The sequence below is a fragment of the Streptomyces sp. NBC_00341 genome (assembly GCF_041435055.1).
GTDB lineage: Bacteria > Actinomycetota > Actinomycetes > Streptomycetales > Streptomycetaceae > Streptomyces.
In genome coordinates this window covers 4,540,221-4,554,768 of record NZ_CP108002.1, presented here as the reverse complement: position 1 = coordinate 4,554,768, position 14,548 = coordinate 4,540,221, and the positions used below count along the sequence as shown (strand labels likewise).

14 protein-coding genes and 1 tRNA gene are annotated in these 14,548 nt (G+C 69.1%); 7 read left to right on the top strand and 8 right to left on the bottom strand.

Translation table 11 applies throughout. The annotated features are described in order from the left end of the window. The first annotated feature begins 103 nt into the window (after positions 1-103). Positions 104-946, top strand: coding sequence for a hypothetical protein (locus OG892_RS20500; RefSeq protein WP_371629907.1), 843 nt, complete (start codon positions 104-106; stop codon positions 944-946). A 107-nt stretch (positions 947-1,053) separates the two neighbouring features. On the opposite strand, the gene OG892_RS20495 is transcribed toward OG892_RS20500, so the two are convergent. The 4 genes from OG892_RS20495 to OG892_RS20480 form a co-directional block, all read right to left on the bottom strand. Next, positions 1,054-1,356 carry a hypothetical protein gene (locus tag OG892_RS20495; RefSeq protein WP_371629906.1) on the bottom strand — a complete coding sequence of 101 codons (303 nt, stop codon included), beginning with the start codon at positions 1,354-1,356 and terminating at the stop codon, positions 1,054-1,056. Then, positions 1,353-2,096, bottom strand: a complete 744-nt coding sequence (locus OG892_RS20490; protein ID WP_371629905.1) for a GntR family transcriptional regulator — start codon at positions 2,094-2,096, stop codon at positions 1,353-1,355. The genes OG892_RS20495 and OG892_RS20490 overlap by 4 nt, the downstream gene beginning before the upstream one ends. Next, the gene (locus OG892_RS20485) at positions 2,093-2,317 is read right to left on the bottom strand and encodes a hypothetical protein (protein ID WP_371629904.1); all 225 of its coding nucleotides are present in this window, start codon (positions 2,315-2,317) and stop codon (positions 2,093-2,095) included. Before OG892_RS20485 ends, OG892_RS20490 begins: the two co-directional genes overlap by 4 nt. Before the next feature lie 523 nt (positions 2,318-2,840). Further along, a complete protein-coding gene (locus OG892_RS20480; RefSeq protein WP_371629903.1) occupies positions 2,841-3,119 on the bottom strand; it encodes a hypothetical protein in 279 nt (92 codons plus the stop codon). A 78-nt stretch (positions 3,120-3,197) separates the two neighbouring features. Here OG892_RS20480 and OG892_RS20475 point away from each other — a divergent pair, with 78 nt between their 5' ends. Next, complete coding sequence (locus tag OG892_RS20475) at positions 3,198-3,953, top strand: GntR family transcriptional regulator (protein ID WP_371629902.1); 756 nt, start codon at positions 3,198-3,200, stop codon at positions 3,951-3,953. Positions 3,954-4,118: 165 nt separating this feature from the next. Here the strand turns inward: OG892_RS20475 and OG892_RS20470 are convergent. Together OG892_RS20470 and OG892_RS20465 are read right to left on the bottom strand one after the other, a co-directional pair. Further along, positions 4,119-4,205: transfer RNA gene (locus OG892_RS20470), tRNA-Ser, on the bottom strand. Positions 4,206-4,254: 49 nt separating this feature from the next. Next, the gene (locus OG892_RS20465) at positions 4,255-5,760 is read right to left on the bottom strand and encodes a S1C family serine protease (RefSeq protein WP_371629901.1); all 1,506 of its coding nucleotides are present in this window, start codon (positions 5,758-5,760) and stop codon (positions 4,255-4,257) included. 197 nt (positions 5,761-5,957) lie between these two features. Here OG892_RS20465 and OG892_RS20460 point away from each other — a divergent pair, with 197 nt between their 5' ends. The 3 genes from OG892_RS20460 to OG892_RS20450 all read left to right on the top strand — a co-directional run bounded on the left by OG892_RS20460 (position 5,958) and on the right by OG892_RS20450 (position 8,657). Then, positions 5,958-6,803: a glycerophosphodiester phosphodiesterase gene (locus OG892_RS20460; RefSeq protein ID WP_073736373.1), complete on the top strand. Its 846-nt coding sequence runs from the start codon at positions 5,958-5,960 to the stop codon at positions 6,801-6,803. Between the two features lie 131 nt (positions 6,804-6,934). Further along, on the top strand, positions 6,935-7,552 hold the full coding sequence (locus OG892_RS20455) for an ATP-binding protein (RefSeq protein WP_242436721.1): 618 nt from the start codon (positions 6,935-6,937) through the stop codon (positions 7,550-7,552). A gap of 139 nt (positions 7,553-7,691) precedes the next feature. Beyond that, entirely contained in the window at positions 7,692-8,657 is a 966-nt protein-coding gene (locus OG892_RS20450; protein ID WP_073736371.1) for a DUF5926 family protein, read from the top strand. A 713-nt stretch (positions 8,658-9,370) separates the two neighbouring features. Here OG892_RS20450 and OG892_RS20445 read toward each other — a convergent pair. After that, a complete protein-coding gene (locus OG892_RS20445) occupies positions 9,371-10,081 on the bottom strand; it encodes a bifunctional DNA primase/polymerase (RefSeq protein WP_073736370.1) in 711 nt (236 codons plus the stop codon). Between the two features lie 481 nt (positions 10,082-10,562). Here OG892_RS20445 and OG892_RS20440 point away from each other — a divergent pair, with 481 nt between their 5' ends. Together OG892_RS20440 and OG892_RS20435 are read left to right on the top strand one after the other, a co-directional pair. Continuing rightward, positions 10,563-12,050, top strand: a complete 1,488-nt coding sequence (locus OG892_RS20440; RefSeq protein ID WP_371629900.1) for a PP2C family protein-serine/threonine phosphatase — start codon at positions 10,563-10,565, stop codon at positions 12,048-12,050. 139 nt (positions 12,051-12,189) lie between these two features. After that, on the top strand, positions 12,190-13,653 hold the full coding sequence (locus tag OG892_RS20435; protein WP_328866237.1) for an aminopeptidase P family protein: 1,464 nt from the start codon (positions 12,190-12,192) through the stop codon (positions 13,651-13,653). Between the two features lie 37 nt (positions 13,654-13,690). On the opposite strand, the gene OG892_RS20430 is transcribed toward OG892_RS20435, so the two are convergent. Beyond that, positions 13,691-14,305 (bottom strand): ATP-binding protein, encoded by a 615-nt coding sequence (locus OG892_RS20430; protein WP_371629899.1) that lies wholly within the window; start codon positions 14,303-14,305, stop codon positions 13,691-13,693. Positions 14,306-14,548: the final 243 nt, after the last annotated feature.

The window sequence follows — 14,548 nt, the reverse complement described above, 5'->3', positions numbered from 1 at the left end:
CCCGGAGAGGCTTACCGAGTCGGCACGGCGATGGATGCATGCTGCGTTTCAGGCATACACGACGGACCCGCGTCAATCTGACTTTGCCGTTCATCACGCTCAAGTGGCCACCGAGCATATAGTAAAGGGCTTTCTGGCCAGCCGAAGCCCCGCGTTGATAGCTGAGGATTGGAACTTGTTGGTACATGCAACTGGAGCCGTCGATCTGATACATGTTGGTGCTCAAAAACCACTCGTGCACAACGGCCGTTCAATTGATGCCGCAGAGGCAATGACCCGTGCCAGGAATTTTGCTCCGGGACTGTGCAGCAAGCAGCGGTATCAAGAGGTGCTGCGCGCTCGTAACGGCGTTGCGCACCTTGGCTGGCACGAGGAATCAGTAACCGAACGTGTTATGGCCACTTGCTCTGACCTTGTCGACGCCCTGTTGGACGAGTTGACTCAAGACAAAAATATCTTCTGGGGATCTTGGCTCACCGCTCGGGGAACGCTTGACAAGGCGCATATCGGAACATTGCGGAAACAGGTAGAATGGAAGGTGGCCCGCGCCAAGGCGACATTTCGTGAACGTTTCGAACAGCCCGGGATTACTGCGCCTGAGAGATCTCCCGTCCCGCGGGTAGACGACGACGAGTTGGTTCGGGTGAACTCATGCTCAGCCTGCGGGCGCGAAGGGTTCCTGATCGGGCAGATTTCTTCTATATACGGCTCTAGCGACGCTTCGTTTCGGGCGGACCGTTTCGTCTGTGGCCTCTGCGGTCTGAGGTTGGTCGTTGAAGAGTTCAACCTATTGGGGTTGCCTGAATCAGGCCCGCTGACGACTTCCGACGTGGTGGACTTTAGTACCCAGCACGGTGGCGCCGAGCTGACCGATCGGGAGGAGCAGATTATGTGGGATCTAGCTTGGGAAAGTCATCGAGGCGAAGATCCTGAGCAGGGCTCATAACCCTCGTTATAGCCTGTTGGGGAAGAAACCCGGCTCTGTGCTCAGGATCTCTTCCCCGTCTCAGAAGGAAAAATTTCCTCGGCTGGCACCGTTGTGCCGCCGTTCTTTCAGATTCGGTGCGGTTCGCTCGCCGTCAGAAGATGGCCGCGGCTGGCCGCAACGCGGCATACGTCTCTCAGGACACCGGTGAAGTCGTGGACCAGTCGGCGCAGGTCATTCGGGTCCGTGTCACGGGCGTCGAGGGTTTCCGAGGCCCGTTCCAACAGTGCGGCTGCCGTGCCGAGTTGGATCGCTTCGACGTTGTCCGCCAGGCGGGACATGTAACTGTTCGGATCGTCAGTGCTCAGGTAGCAGGGCTTACCCCCCGGGCCCGACCACGGGAGAAGCCGCAGTTCGTTCGGTGCTGTCATCCTTGTGTCTGCCTCTCGTCGAGCACGTGGTGGGCGGTGAAAACGGCGTCGACGCGGTCTCCCGGGAAAGCCAGGAGTGCGGCTTCGACAACGCGGCCGGTGGAGTCAGTGGCGATACGAGTGATCGCCAGGACTGCTGCGGTGGATCCGATCCGAAGGGCCGACGCTTCGTCCGGGGTCGGAGAGCGGGCGCATACCGTCTCTCGGACGGTGGCCGGCGACGGGCCGAGGACGGCGAATCTCGTGACCGTCTCCCGGCACACGAAGTCGTCGTCGAGCACTCCGGCCGGGGCCAGGTCGCGCGGGATGTAGATGCGGGCCAGGCCGTGTGGTGATCCTTGTTCGAGGCTGAGGCAGGAGTACTCCGCGAGGGGGCTGCCTGTTGGCACGTTCAGCAGCATCGTCAGGTGCACGGAGGCCGGAACTGTGGTGCTGCGAACCGTGACGCGCAACGTTGGCTCAGCCGCGGTCCAGGGGTCCAGCGTGCCCCAGCCGCCGACGTACAGAATCTTGCGGCGGGGGTGACGGACGAAGTTGCCCTTGCCGTGAATCTTCTCGACGAGCCCTTCGCCCTGGAGCACGGCGAGAGCACGTCGCAGGGTCACGGTGCTGACCCTGTACCGGGCGGCCAGGCCGGCTTCGGACGGTAGGCGCTCGCCAGGCTTGATGCTGCCCGTCGTGATCTGGTGGCGGAGATCGTCGGCGATGTCGTGGTGACGAGAGGGCACGGAGCCGGTCACCGCCTTCTCAGCAGTCGCACGGCTACGAGCCGGGTACGCGTGTGTATGGCCAGCAGCTCGCCCGATTCGAAGACCAGATGTTTGGCCCCTTGGGGGAGCTGAAGGAGGTCTCTCACCCGGCATGCCTGGCCGCCAAGTTGGATGATGTCGCCGCGTTGCACGGTGGCCGCGGTGACCTCGATGTGGGATACCAGCGCACGGACGGGGACTTGAGGCCTCACCGCGTCACCTCCACAGGCGCGGATCGATCGGGCGTCGTGTGGCACGGGCAGTCGCACGCCTCGTAGGTCACCGGGACGTCGACCGGCGCCAAGAACGGGGAGGACTCAACGCAGGAGGAGTGCGTGCCGATCCGGCATGCGATCGAGCGGTAGGGGACGGAAGTGGTGTCCGCACCGCGCGGCTGTCGACGAGAGGGCATCAACGAACCCCCGCGAGGGCCGACCAGGCATCGGCCGGCAGACGAGGCGCGACGACCACCGCTCGCGTCCGTACACGCGCTTCCCACGCCACCAGGTACGGACGGACAAGCGCGACGTCCTCACCTCTCAGCGAGGGAGGGTGGACCGCGCCAGCCGAAGCCTGGCCCATAGCGACGGTCGACGCGTCAGCCAGCGCGGCGGAGGTGGGGGCGGCCAGCGGCCGGGCGGGCGTTAAGGGGCGGCGGTGCTGGCCCTTGGGGAAGTACCGCTCTCTGGTGAGCGAGGCGGCACGGCGGATACGGTTGAGCATGCTGTTCAGCTCCTATCGCTGATAGCCCGGTCCCCCGACGTCGCCTGTCGTGGGGACCGTTTTGCGTACGACCGCCCATAAGGTGCGGCCGTTCAAGCTGGTGGCCAGGAGCCCGAATCGATCGGCATCGGCCACCACGTCCAGGACCTCCCGCCATGACTCGGCGGAGAGCGTTTCCGGCACTTCCGCCTCGACCGTCGTGAACCGGTTGTGCTCCTCCACGCGCGTGGGGAGCCCGGCGGCGGACAGCCGGGCGACGATGGCCGCCGCACTCACTCCCGAAGCGGACACAGGGCAGCCTCCGTCACAAACAATCACTTTCAGTGAAGCTAGTTAACTAGATTAGAGCTAGTGGACTAGATTTTCTATATGTCTGAGCAACCGCCGTATCTCCGCATCGCCGACGAACTCCGGCAGCGCATCGCGGAGCACGTCTGGGAACCGGGCGACCGCCTCCCCTCCCGCGCGCAGATCGGCCAGGAGTACGGCGTGGGCGACAACGTGGTGCGCCGGGCGCAGGAGTTGCTGATCTCCCAGGGAGTGCTGGAGGGCCGAGCCGGGTCGGGCACCTACGTCGCCGAAGTCCGGCAGCGGGTTCGAGTCGTGCGCTCGTCCGCACGCGAGCAGCCCAGCGGCTCCCCGTTCCGCCAGGACATGAAGGCTCTCGGCAGGCAGAGCGACTGGGAGAGCCGGACCGAGGCGAAGGTACCGGCCCCGACCGAGATCGCCGCGCGGCTGGGGATCGCCGAGGGCGAGTTGTGCGTGCGGACGACGTACGAGTTCCTGGCGGACGGCAGGCCGGTGCAGTTGTCGAGGAGTTGGGAGCCCTACGACCTCACCGCCGGCACACTCGTCGTCCTCCCCGAGGGAGGGCCGCACGCCGGGGCAGGTGTCGTAAACCGCATGGTTGTGATCGGAGTGACCGTCAGCCATGCGGTGGAGCAGCCGGAGCCGCGGCAGGCGACCGCCGAGGAGGCGTCGCTACTCGGCATCCAGAAGGCCGCACTCGTGACGCACATCCGGCGGACGTACTACAGCGACCAAGGCCGCCCCGTGGAGACAGCGGACATCGTGGTGCCCGCAGCGCACTGCGAGATCGTCTACGAGATCCCCATCAGCCGCTGACCGGCCGACCCCCAGCAGCAGCAAAAAGCAGCGCCCAACCGTGCCCCCCGCGTGCCCCTTCCGTGCCCGATGGACCGGGAAACTAGGGGGAACAGCGGTGCCCGGCGGGGAACGGGCATGGCAGAGGCCCCCGACCATATGTACTGGTCAGAGGCCTCACACCTGCGGTGGGTGTGGGATTTGAACCCACGGTGACATCGCTGCCACGACGGTTTTCAAGACCGTTCCCTTAGGCCGCTCGGGCAACCCACCTCGCGCCGACGGGCAACGGCCCGCTTCGACGCGAGGACAGCCTAGCCGGTCAGCTGTCGCCCTTGCGCTCGCCCAGGGTGACTTCGGCGGTCGACGTCTTGCCGTCGCGCTTGTACGTCAGCGTGACCTTGTCGCCCGGCTTGTGGGTCCAGATCTCACCGATCAGGGTCGGGCCGCTGTCGACCACGGTGTCGTTGAACTTCGTGATGACGTCACCCGGCTTCAGGCCCGCCTGGGCCGCGGGGCCGCCCTTCGTCACCGCTTCCGTGCCGCTCGCGCCCTGGTCCGAGATGACCGCGCCGCCGGTCTTCTCGTCCATGGTCACCGTGGCTCCGATGACCGGGTAGACCGGCTGGCCGGTCCTGATCAGCTGCTCGGCGACGTTCTTCGCCTGGTTGATCGGGATCGCGAAGCCGAGGCCGATGGAGCCCGCCTGGCTCTGGCCGGTGCTGCTGCCGGTCGACTGGATCGCCGAGTTGATCCCGATGACCGCGCCACCGGCGCTCAGCAGCGGGCCGCCGGAGTTGCCCGGGTTGATCGAGGCGTCGGTCTGCAGGGCGCTCATGTACGAGTTGCTGCCGCCGGAGCCGTCACCGGAGGCGACCGGGCGGTTCTTCGCGCTGATGATGCCCGTGGTGACCGTGTTGGACAGGCCGAACGGGGCACCGATCGCGATCGTCGAATCGCCCACCGCCACCTGTTCCGAGTTGCCCAGCGGCAGCGGGGTGAGTCCCTTCGGCGGGTCCTTCAGCTTCAGGACCGCGACGTCGTAGCCCTCGGCCCGGCCGACCACCTCGGCACCGTACTTCTTGCCGTTCGAGAACGTCGCCGTGAGCTGGCCGTTGTCCGCCGCGGAGGCCACCACGTGGTTGTTCGTGAGGATGTGGCCCTCCTTGTCGTACACGAAGCCCGTGCCCGTGCCGCCCTCTCCGTCGCCGCCCTGCGCGTCGATGGTGACCACGCTCGGCAGCGCCTTGGCCGCCACGCCGGCGACCGTGCCCGGGTCGCGCTTGAGGTCCTGCGGGTTGGCCGACGCCGCGACGGTGGTCGAACCGGATGAGCCGGAACTGTCGTTGCTGTCCGCGGCCCAGTAGCCGAGGGCGCCGCCGACGCCGCCCGCCACGAGCGCTGCCACGACCGCCGCGGCCACCAGACCGCCCGCACCCCGCTTGCGGGGTGCGTCGGGCGTCTGCAGCTGGCCGGGCGGGCCCCACACCGGGCCACCGCCGTGCGCGCCGTGGCCGCCGTGCGCGCCGTGGGCGTACGCGGGGACCGCGGGCGGAGGCGGGGGCCAGCCGGCATCCGCCGCCGACTGCGGTACGGGAGGAGGCGTGTGGGGCTGCGGCGCCGGGGGGACCTGGGCCATGGGCGTGGTCGCCGGGTCGTGCGCCGGCGGGACCTGCGGCTGCGCGGCGGTCACGTCCGGCTGCGCAGGGGCCGGGGGCGTGCTTCCAGGAGGCCCCTGGGGAGCATCGGCCGGCACTGGAGGTGCGGACGGAACGGACGGGGCGGCCTCGGCCGCGTTGCCCTCGTTGCCCTCGTTCTCTGTGCTCACAGCTCTATACTCCTCGGTTCCACATCATCGTTCGGCAAGAGATCCGCTGTGTACGTGTCTGGAGTCAGCTTTTCCCACAGCACGTCAGACCACTGTAAGCAGGACCTGTGCATCCGCGCACGGGCCTTTACACCGGACAAAACGACCTCATTTCGCAAGGTTCGCGCACCCGGGCCCCCCGGTGACACCATGACGCGGTGACCCAAGCACGGCAGCAGCACACCACGCAGCATCCCATCCAGGTCATCGCACACCGAGGCGCGTCCGACGACGCCCCCGAGCACACCCTGGCCGCGTACCGGAAGGCGATCGAGGACGGCGCCGACGCCCTGGAGTGCGACGTACGGCTCACCGCCGACGGCCACCTCGTATGCGTGCACGACCGCCGGGTGAACCGTACGTCCAACGGCCGCGGGGCGGTCTCGGCCCTGGAGCTCTCCGAGCTCGCCGCGCTCGACTTCGGCTCGTGGAAGGACCGGGAAGAGACGGAGTCCCCCGACTGGGACCCGGTGCCGGGCGAGCTCACCTCCGTACTCACCCTGGAACGGCTGCTCGAACTGCTCGTCGAGACGCGAGCCGCCGGGCGTCCGCTCCAGCTCGCCATCGAAACCAAGCACCCGACCCGCTGGGCGGGCCAGGTCGAGGAGCGGCTGCTGCATCTGCTGAAGCGCTTCGAGCTCGACGCACCGCCGGCCGAGGGCCCCTCGCCGGTCCGCGTCATGAGCTTTTCCGCCCGCTCCCTGCACCGCATCCAGGACGCCTCACCGGATCTGCCCACCGTCTACCTGATGCAGTTCGTCTCGCCCCGGCTGCGGGACGGTCGGCTGCCGGCCGGCGCCCGGATCGCCGGTCCCGGGATGCGGATCGTGCGCAGCCACCCGGGCTACATCGACCGCCTGCACCGCGCGGGCCACCGGGCCCACGTCTGGACGGTCAACGAACCGGAGGACGTCGACCTGTGCGTCCGCCTCGGCGTGGAGGCGATCATCACGAACCGCCCGAAGCAGGTCCTCTCCCAGTTGGGCCGCTCTTCATATCAGTGACGGGGAGTACACCGGCGCATTCGGGCTGTACTCGATCGTTGCGAGTGCGTCACTGTCAGACCACTGGCCGGTTTCCGGCCCAGCCCAGGGGGGCATCCACACCGTGGCGTGGGGCAAAGGAGGTCTCGGGGGTGGCGTTGGTGGTGGCACAGGAAGTGCCCACGTCGTCGAGCATGGCCGTACCCCATGGCCCTGCGGGCGTGGGTCAGGCACGGCGCCGGATGCGTGAGCAGTTGCGCAGTCGCGGGGTGCCGGATTCGGTCGTCGACGATGCTGTATTGATCCTTTCCGAACTGCTCAGCAACGCCTGCCGTCACGGCAGGCCGCTGGGCCGGCACAGCGACGTGGGGGAGGGCGACGTGCGCGCCGCCTGGCACGTCGACCGAACAGGCGGGCTGACGGTCGAGGTGACGGACGGAGGCGGTCCGACCCGACCGGTTCCGGCCACTCCATCGGTCACCGCTCGCGGCGGCCGGGGACTCAACATCATCAGCGCGCTCGCCGAGAAGTGGGGCGTACGCGACGACTCGTCCGGCGAGGTCACGGTCTGGGTGCTGGTCGACGAAGGGCCGAAGCTCCCCGGCGGCCGGACGGGCGGGCGGGGTAACGAACGGGGCAACGGACGGGCCACGGGCACGACCGGTCCTGCCGACGCGATCGGCCCTGCGGACGCGATCGGAGTACCCATCCCCGTCGTACCGGGACTCGACGGGCTGGATCTCGCCGACGCCTTCGACGACGCGGGCTGACGCTGCCCACGTCTCACCGGCCGGTCCGTCTCGTGCCCGCCTGCGGCCGGGGCAGCTGCGCACCGGGCACCCCAAGGACGGCTAGGCTCGCGGCCCAGACCGCACTGTCGCAACCGTCGCAACCGGGAGAAAGCCCACCATGGCCAAGAAGCGCCCTCAGACCAAGGCCGGGAAGCAGCAGCTCAAGGACGGCGAGATCCCGGTGGTCGGGGCTCGCGAGCCCTGCCCCTGCGGTTCTGGCCGCCGTTACAAGGCCTGCCACGGCCGCGCCGCCGCCCAGGCCGTGACCGAGCTGGTCCAGCGCCCCTTCGAGGGGCTGGCCGGCGAATGCGACTGGGTCGCGCTGCGCGAGCTGGTTCCCGCCGCCACGGTCGAGCTGACGCTGAAGGGCGGGCTGCCCGAGGGCGTGCCGTCCGTGACGCTCGCGACCGTGCTCCCGATGGCCTGGCCCGCGCTGCGGCGTGACGACGGCTCGGTTCTGCTCGCCCTGCAGAACGACACCTCTTCCGGTGACCTCAGCCGGGACCTCGCGGACACCCTGCAGCGGGCGCTGGAGACCGAGCCCGGCTCTCCCGTCGCCGCCCGGCGGGTTCCGGCCGACGGTCCCCGGCTGCAGGATGTCCTGGACCCGGATGCGCCGTTCGCACCCGCCGTGCACTCCGGCTTCGAGTTCTGGGTGCCGGATTCGGAGAACGCCACGGCCGAGGTGTCCGCCTCCCTGGAGCGCGCGAACGAGGCCGCGATCCCGACCGTCCTGCTCACCGGGGTGGATGCCGCGTACTGGTGCGAGACGCCGGACAAGAACCACCTGCGGTGGGTCATGCCGCATCCCGAGGAGCAGCTCCTCGACGCCCTCGCCCGGCTGCACGCGGCGGGTGTCTCGTCGCTCGGTGAGGGGACCCGGCTGGTCGGTTCCTTCCGCGCGCACGGCCTGATGGTCCCGGTCTGGGACCTGCCGAGCGCGATGGGGGCCGAGGAGTGCGAGAAGCCCGCGGCGGTGTTCGCGGAGCGGCTGGCCACGGCGCTCGCTTCTGACGCGCCCCTCACCTCCGAGGAGCGCAGGGCGCGCGGTGGGCTCACCAACCGCCAGGTGACACTCAGCTGACAGTGACCACCACTCGGACCGTACGGTGACTCGCGTCACAACTCGCCGTACTGATAGGTAAATCGCTGTCCGAATACGCGAGATCGAATTTGCGAACGGCAGATCTCTTGTTACCGTTCTAGAAGCCCGGTCGCTGGTGCATCCCCCGTCGCCAGCGATCGGGCATCCTCATTTCCGGGTACGGCGCCCACCGGCGCACCGCACGGCGTACGCACCGCGCACAGACCTGACGCAGGTCCCCGGACGAGCCCCCAGCGACACCGGCTCCGTCTCGCCAATCCCCCCTGGCTTCCCCGGCATCGCCCTGACTCCCTGACTTCCCGACGTCTCGCGGCGACCCCAACGGTCCCGAGCGGCACGCGGACGGCCACCGGGGCGATCCCCTAAAGAAGAACTCGAACATTCTTCGAACGAGTTTCGGATGAGGCATCAGAAAACCGACTGCCGAACGCCTTTAGCGACCGGTGCAGTGACTGGTGCAGTGACTGGTGCAGTGACCGGCTTTGTGCGTGGTCGGCACGAGCCATGGCGGGCGGCCAACGGGTCCGGGAGATCCAGCGGCACACCGTTGTGGAGGTCAGGCATTTCCTGGTGGATGCACGCCTTCCCGGCATGCGGAAATCCCTGACGGTGCGCCGGAATTCCGCGCACCGCCCCTGCCACTACCCCTGCCGCCGCCTCTCCCCCGCCAGTAGGCGAGCCGGCTTGCACCGTCAGTAGGCGAGCCGGCTTCCACCGTCCGGAGCACTGTTGCTCGCCTCGACCAGCGCATCCAGAACCGCGCCCACATCCGGCAGCCAGGGCGAGGCAGCCGCCGCGACGGGCGCTCCGCCCGTGAGCCGCAGCCTGGACACCCGGGCCGGCGCCCGCACCCAGCGCACCTGCCCCGCACCGGTACCGGACGGCGGAAGGACGAGGTAGCCCCCCTCGCCGTGGAACCGCAGCGAGCTGGGCACCCAGTCCTGCGCGTGCAGCAGTTCACCGAGTCGTTCGAGGGTGTACGGGGCGACCAGCAGCGACCACCGGGTCGGCGTCGCCACCACAGGGCCCAGCCGCACCCCCATCCGGTCGAGTTCGGCCAGCGCTCCGGCGCCGACCGCCGCCGGCAGGCTCAGCGCGCACGGCGCCCGCCCGCCGGTGGCCAGTACCACCGGCGCGGTGGGCCGGTTCGTCCACCACCAGCGCACCATCCGCGGTTCCGTGGTCGCCGCGAGCAGTCCGGGGTCGAGGGGGTGCGCGCCGGGCACGGCGCACTCGGGATCGGGGCAGGCGCAGCCGCGCTCAGCGCGGCCGTCGGCCGCCTGCAGCCCCACTCCGGGGAGTACGGGCCACTGCCACTCGGTCGCACAGGTCAGGGCCGCGTCGAGCTGGGCGGGCCCGTCCCGGAACCGGAGCCTGCGTCGCCTTCCGAGGATCTCGCGCATGAGCGCTCGTTCCTTTCCGTTGAACGCCGAGGGTCCACATCACACCACGCGTGCGTCACATCGCGTGTGCGGAACTTCACTGTGTGTACGTGCTCGTCGAGCCTGCGGTACGGGTTGGTCGTCGCTACCGAGCGTGAGCTGTGCTGAGCCGAATCGAGCCGGTTCCAGTCGAAATCGTGGCCAGGCGCAGAGCGCGTATCGCGCCTGCCGTCCGTGCGTACAACCTCGCCACTCGGGGGTGGGGCGTGGCCGTCACAGATGAGGACGCCCGGGCCCGCTGCCAGGTTCCGGGAGCGGTCGGAACCGCCCCTGGCCATCCATCGATTACGTACCCAGCATGCCCGCGATGACGCTCCCCCCGGGACTTCGCCCCGTGAGCACCCCCTGCCGAGCAGACCCAGTCGACCGCAAATAGCTTCCGCAGGGTGCATTTTTTGGCCAAGTTAGTTATCACTTGGACACCACAAATCCCGTGGGGACAATGCTGGACATCACATTACTTGTGCGTGTACATGTGGATGCATTGATAGCGGCGCAGAATGACATGGGGGTTTGCGATGCTATTCGACGAAACACACCAGTCGGAAAGCCGGCGACCATGAGCGCCCCGCACCTGCCGAAAGTGGCTGGAATCGACCCCACAGTTCCGGTTTCGACGCACACTGACGGGCCTCTCTCCGAGGTGCCCGCCGCCCCCAGTGCCTTCATCCAGGACCGTCTGGCGGGCTGGGTCTCCGACCTCACCACGCTGCACGAACTCACCGAGCGGCTGGCCAGAACCAACACCCTGGACGACGCGCTCCACGAGCTGCTCGAAGCCGGAGCCGCTCTGCTGGGTGCCCGCCGCGGGCTGATCGTGTTCGAACCCTCGGACCGCCGTGGCCCCGTCAGCACCATCGGTCTCGGGCTGGCCCACGCGGAGCTCGGCCAGATCGAGACGGTGTCGCGCAGCGCCACGTCCTACGGCCGCATCCTTGAAGGTCTGCCCGGCTCGGAAGAGTCACTGACCACCCCCGATCTGCTCGGCGACACCAGCCTGGACCCCCGCAGGCGCGAGGTCGCCGCCCGGCTCGGCTACGCCGCCAGTTACGCGCTGCCGATCACCACCGACCGGACCGGCCGGCTCGCCGCCGCCGTCTGGCTCTACGACGAACCCGCCGAGCCGCTGGAGCGCCAGCGCCACCTGGCCGGTCTGTACACCGGGTACGCCGCCGAGCACCTGGCCCGGCTGCTGGAGCTGGAACGGGCCAGGACCGATGTCGCCACCGTCACCGAGGAGCTGCTGCCCAGCCGGATGCCCCGGATTCCCGGCGTGGAGCTGGCCGTACGCCACCACGCCGCACCGCAGGGCGGCAACGACTGGTACGACGCGCTGGCCCTGCCGGAGGGTGCGCTCGGCCTCGCCGTCGGCTCGGTGAGCGGCTCCGGGCCGAGCGCCCTGGCCGCGATGGGCCGGCTGCGGGCCGGCCTGCGGGCGTACGCGGTGATGGAGGGTGAGGACCCGGTCGCCGTACTCTCCGATCTTGAGCTCCTGCTGCGGCTGACCGAGCCGGCCAGGTCCGCGACCGCGCTCTTCGCCTACTGCGAGCCCGCCCGCCGCAAGATCCTGCTGGCCGGGGCCGGGCACACCCCGCCGCTGATCATCGGGGAGCGGCGCACCGAGTACGTCGAGACCACCCTGTCCGCGCCGCTGGGCATGCTCGCCTGCTGGGAGGCGCCGAGCGTGGAGATCGAACCGGCGCCCGGCGAGACCGTACTGCTGTACACCGACGGCCTGCTGCGCCGGGCCGGGGACTCGATGGACCGGGCCTTCACCCGGCTCCACTCGGCGGCGTCGAGCGTCCCGAGGGCGCTGCGCCACGACGCCGCGGCGGTGGCCGACCACGTACTGCGCACCGTGCTGCCCGACGGGGCGGAGCAGGGCGACGACACCGAGGACGTGGTCCTGCTGGCGGCGCGGTTCGACTGAGCCGGCCCGTGCCCCGTGATCCGGACCGTCCCGCCGTCCGGATGCGAGGTCTTCGGTAAGAGGTCTTCCGGCCCTGTGCCCCCTTCCGTACGCCCGTACGATGGAGGGGGCCCAGCGTCGTATCAAGGAGAGACAAGTCGTGTCTGAGGAGCTCACCCCGGAGAACCCGGAGACCGAAGAGGCAGAGCCGGTCAAGCAGCGGAAGAACGGCCTGTACCCGGGCGTCACCGACGAGCTCGCCGCGAGCATGAAGTCCGGTTGGGCCGACACGGAGCTGCACGGGCTGGAGCCGATCGCGCAGGCCGGGCACACCGCAGAGCGCCGCGCGGCGCTCTCCACGCGCTTCCCCGGCGAGCGGCTGGTCATCCCGGCCGGCCGGCTGAAGACCCGTTCCAATGACACCGAGTACGCCTTCCGCGCCTCCACCGAGTACGCGTACCTCACCGGTGACCAGACCCAGGACGGCGTCCTGGTCCTGGAGCCGACCGACGGCGGCCACAAGGCGACCGTCTATCTGCTGCCGCGCTCCGACCGTGAGAACGGCGAGTTCTGGCTCGACGGCCAGGGCGAGCTGTGGGTCGGCCGCCGCCACTCCCTCACCGAGGCCGAACAGCTGCTCGGCATCCCGGCGAAGGACGTACGGGAGCTGCCCGCCGCACTGACCGAGGCCACCGGCCCGGTCCGTAACGTCCGCGGCCACGACGCCGTCATCGAGGCAGCGCTGACCGACAAGGTCACCGCGGAGCGCGACGAGGAACTGCGCGTCTACCTCTCCGAGGCACGCCTGGTCAAGGACGCCTTCGAGATCTCCGAGCTGGCCAAGGCCTGCGACATCACCGCCCGCGGTTTCGAGGACGTCGTCAAGGTCCTCGACAAGGCCGAGGCGACGAGCGAGCGCTACATCGAGGGAACGTTCTTCCTGCGCGCCCGCATCGAGGGCAACGACATCGGCTACGGCTCGATCTGCGCCGCGGGCCCGCACGCCACCACCCTGCACTGGGTGCGCAACGACGGTGCGGTGCGCTCCGGCGAGCTGCTGCTGCTCGACGCCGGCGTGGAGACCAACGACCTCTACACCGCCGACGTGACCCGCACGCTTCCCATCAACGGCACGTTCACGCCGCTGCAGCGGAAGATCTACGACGCGGTGTACGAGGCCCAGGTCGCCGGTATCGCGGCGGTGAAGCCCGGCGCGGGCTTCCGGGACTTCCACGACGCCGCGCAGCGCGTCCTGACCGAGAAGCTGGTCGAGTGGGGCCTGCTCGGAGACCGGACCGTGGACGAGGTCCTGGAGCTGGGGCTGCAGCGCCGCTGGACCCTGCACGGCACCGGTCACATGCTCGGCATGGACGTCCACGACTGCGCCGCCGCGCGCACGGAGTCGTACGTCAACGGAACGCTGGAGCCCGGCGTGTGCCTCACCGTCGAGCCCGGTCTCTACTTCCAGGCCGACGATCTGACCGTTCCCGAGGAGTACCGCGGCATCGGTGTCCGGATCGAGGACGACATCCTCGTCACCGAGGACGGCAACCGGAACCTCTCGGACCAGCTGCCGCGCCAGGCCGACGAGGTCGAGGCCTGGATGGCCCGGGTCAAGGGCTGATCGTCCGCCCCGCCACCCGCGCCGGAGGGCGCCCCGCTCAGGACACCATGAGCAGGGCGCCCTCCCGCCATTTCAGGATCTTGTCGAAGCTCACCACCGCGCCGCCGCGCCCCGGCCGGTTGCCGAAGTGGACGTGATCGGCGAGCTGCTCGATCAGGCAGAGACCGCGCCCGCTCTCGGCGGCCAGCGGCGGGTGCCCGGACTGCTTCGACTGGCACTGCTGCAGTTGGTACTGCTGTTGATGCTGTCCTTGCTGCTGATACTGCGGTTGCTGTTGATACTGCGGTTGCTGTGCGGCATCGCGAAGCGTGCGTCGGGTGGGGAAACCGGGGCCTGAATCGGCGACTTCGATCCGACACGTCTCGCCGTCCAGGTACGCGGTGACCCGGTACTGCCCGCAGGCCGTACCGGACGGCTCCTCCCACGCGTCCAGCGCATCCATCGCGTCCCGATGTCCCCCGGCGTCGTCCTGGCCTCCGTTGGCCCCGCCGTGCTCGACGGCGTTGGCGCAGGCCTCGCTGAGCGCGACCGACAGGTCGAAGGAGATATCCGGGTCCACGCCCGCGGATTCCATGCTGCCGAGCAGGAAACGACGGGCGAGCGGAACGCTCGCAGCTTCGCGCCGCAGATGGAGTGACCACCACATGCTCATGCTCCAGCCTCCTGGCTGCGGCTCGACATACCGATACGTATTGCCGCCCGATGCCGTTCGTAAGCACGGACGGGATGTGAGACCGCTCATTCGGCGGATACCCGGGCTCGCCACACCTGTGCATGCCCGGCCCACAGCACGTCTCCTACCCCGTCCGCAACCATCCCCAACAGCCCGGCACGCAGCCAATCGGGCGGAAGGTGACCTTCCGGACCTGCCGTACGGCGGCCGGGGCCGCAGTGC

Excerpts from the sequence above, each read along its gene's own strand:
- OG892_RS20450 (WP_073736371.1), top strand. The coding sequence starts at position 7,692 with ATGGCCAAGAAGCGCCCTCAGACCAAGGCCGGGAAGCAGCAGCTCAAG.
- OG892_RS20495 (WP_371629906.1), bottom strand. The coding sequence starts at position 1,356 with ATGACAGCACCGAACGAACTGCGGCTTCTCCCGTGGTCGGGCCCGGGG.
- OG892_RS20440 (WP_371629900.1), top strand. The coding sequence starts at position 10,563 with ATGCTGGACATCACATTACTTGTGCGTGTACATGTGGATGCATTGATA.
- OG892_RS20475 (WP_371629902.1), top strand. The coding sequence starts at position 3,198 with ATGTCTGAGCAACCGCCGTATCTCCGCATCGCCGACGAACTCCGGCAG.
- OG892_RS20445 (WP_073736370.1), bottom strand. The coding sequence starts at position 10,081 with ATGCGCGAGATCCTCGGAAGGCGACGCAGGCTCCGGTTCCGGGACGGG.
- OG892_RS20430 (WP_371629899.1), bottom strand. The coding sequence starts at position 14,305 with ATGAGCATGTGGTGGTCACTCCATCTGCGGCGCGAAGCTGCGAGCGTT.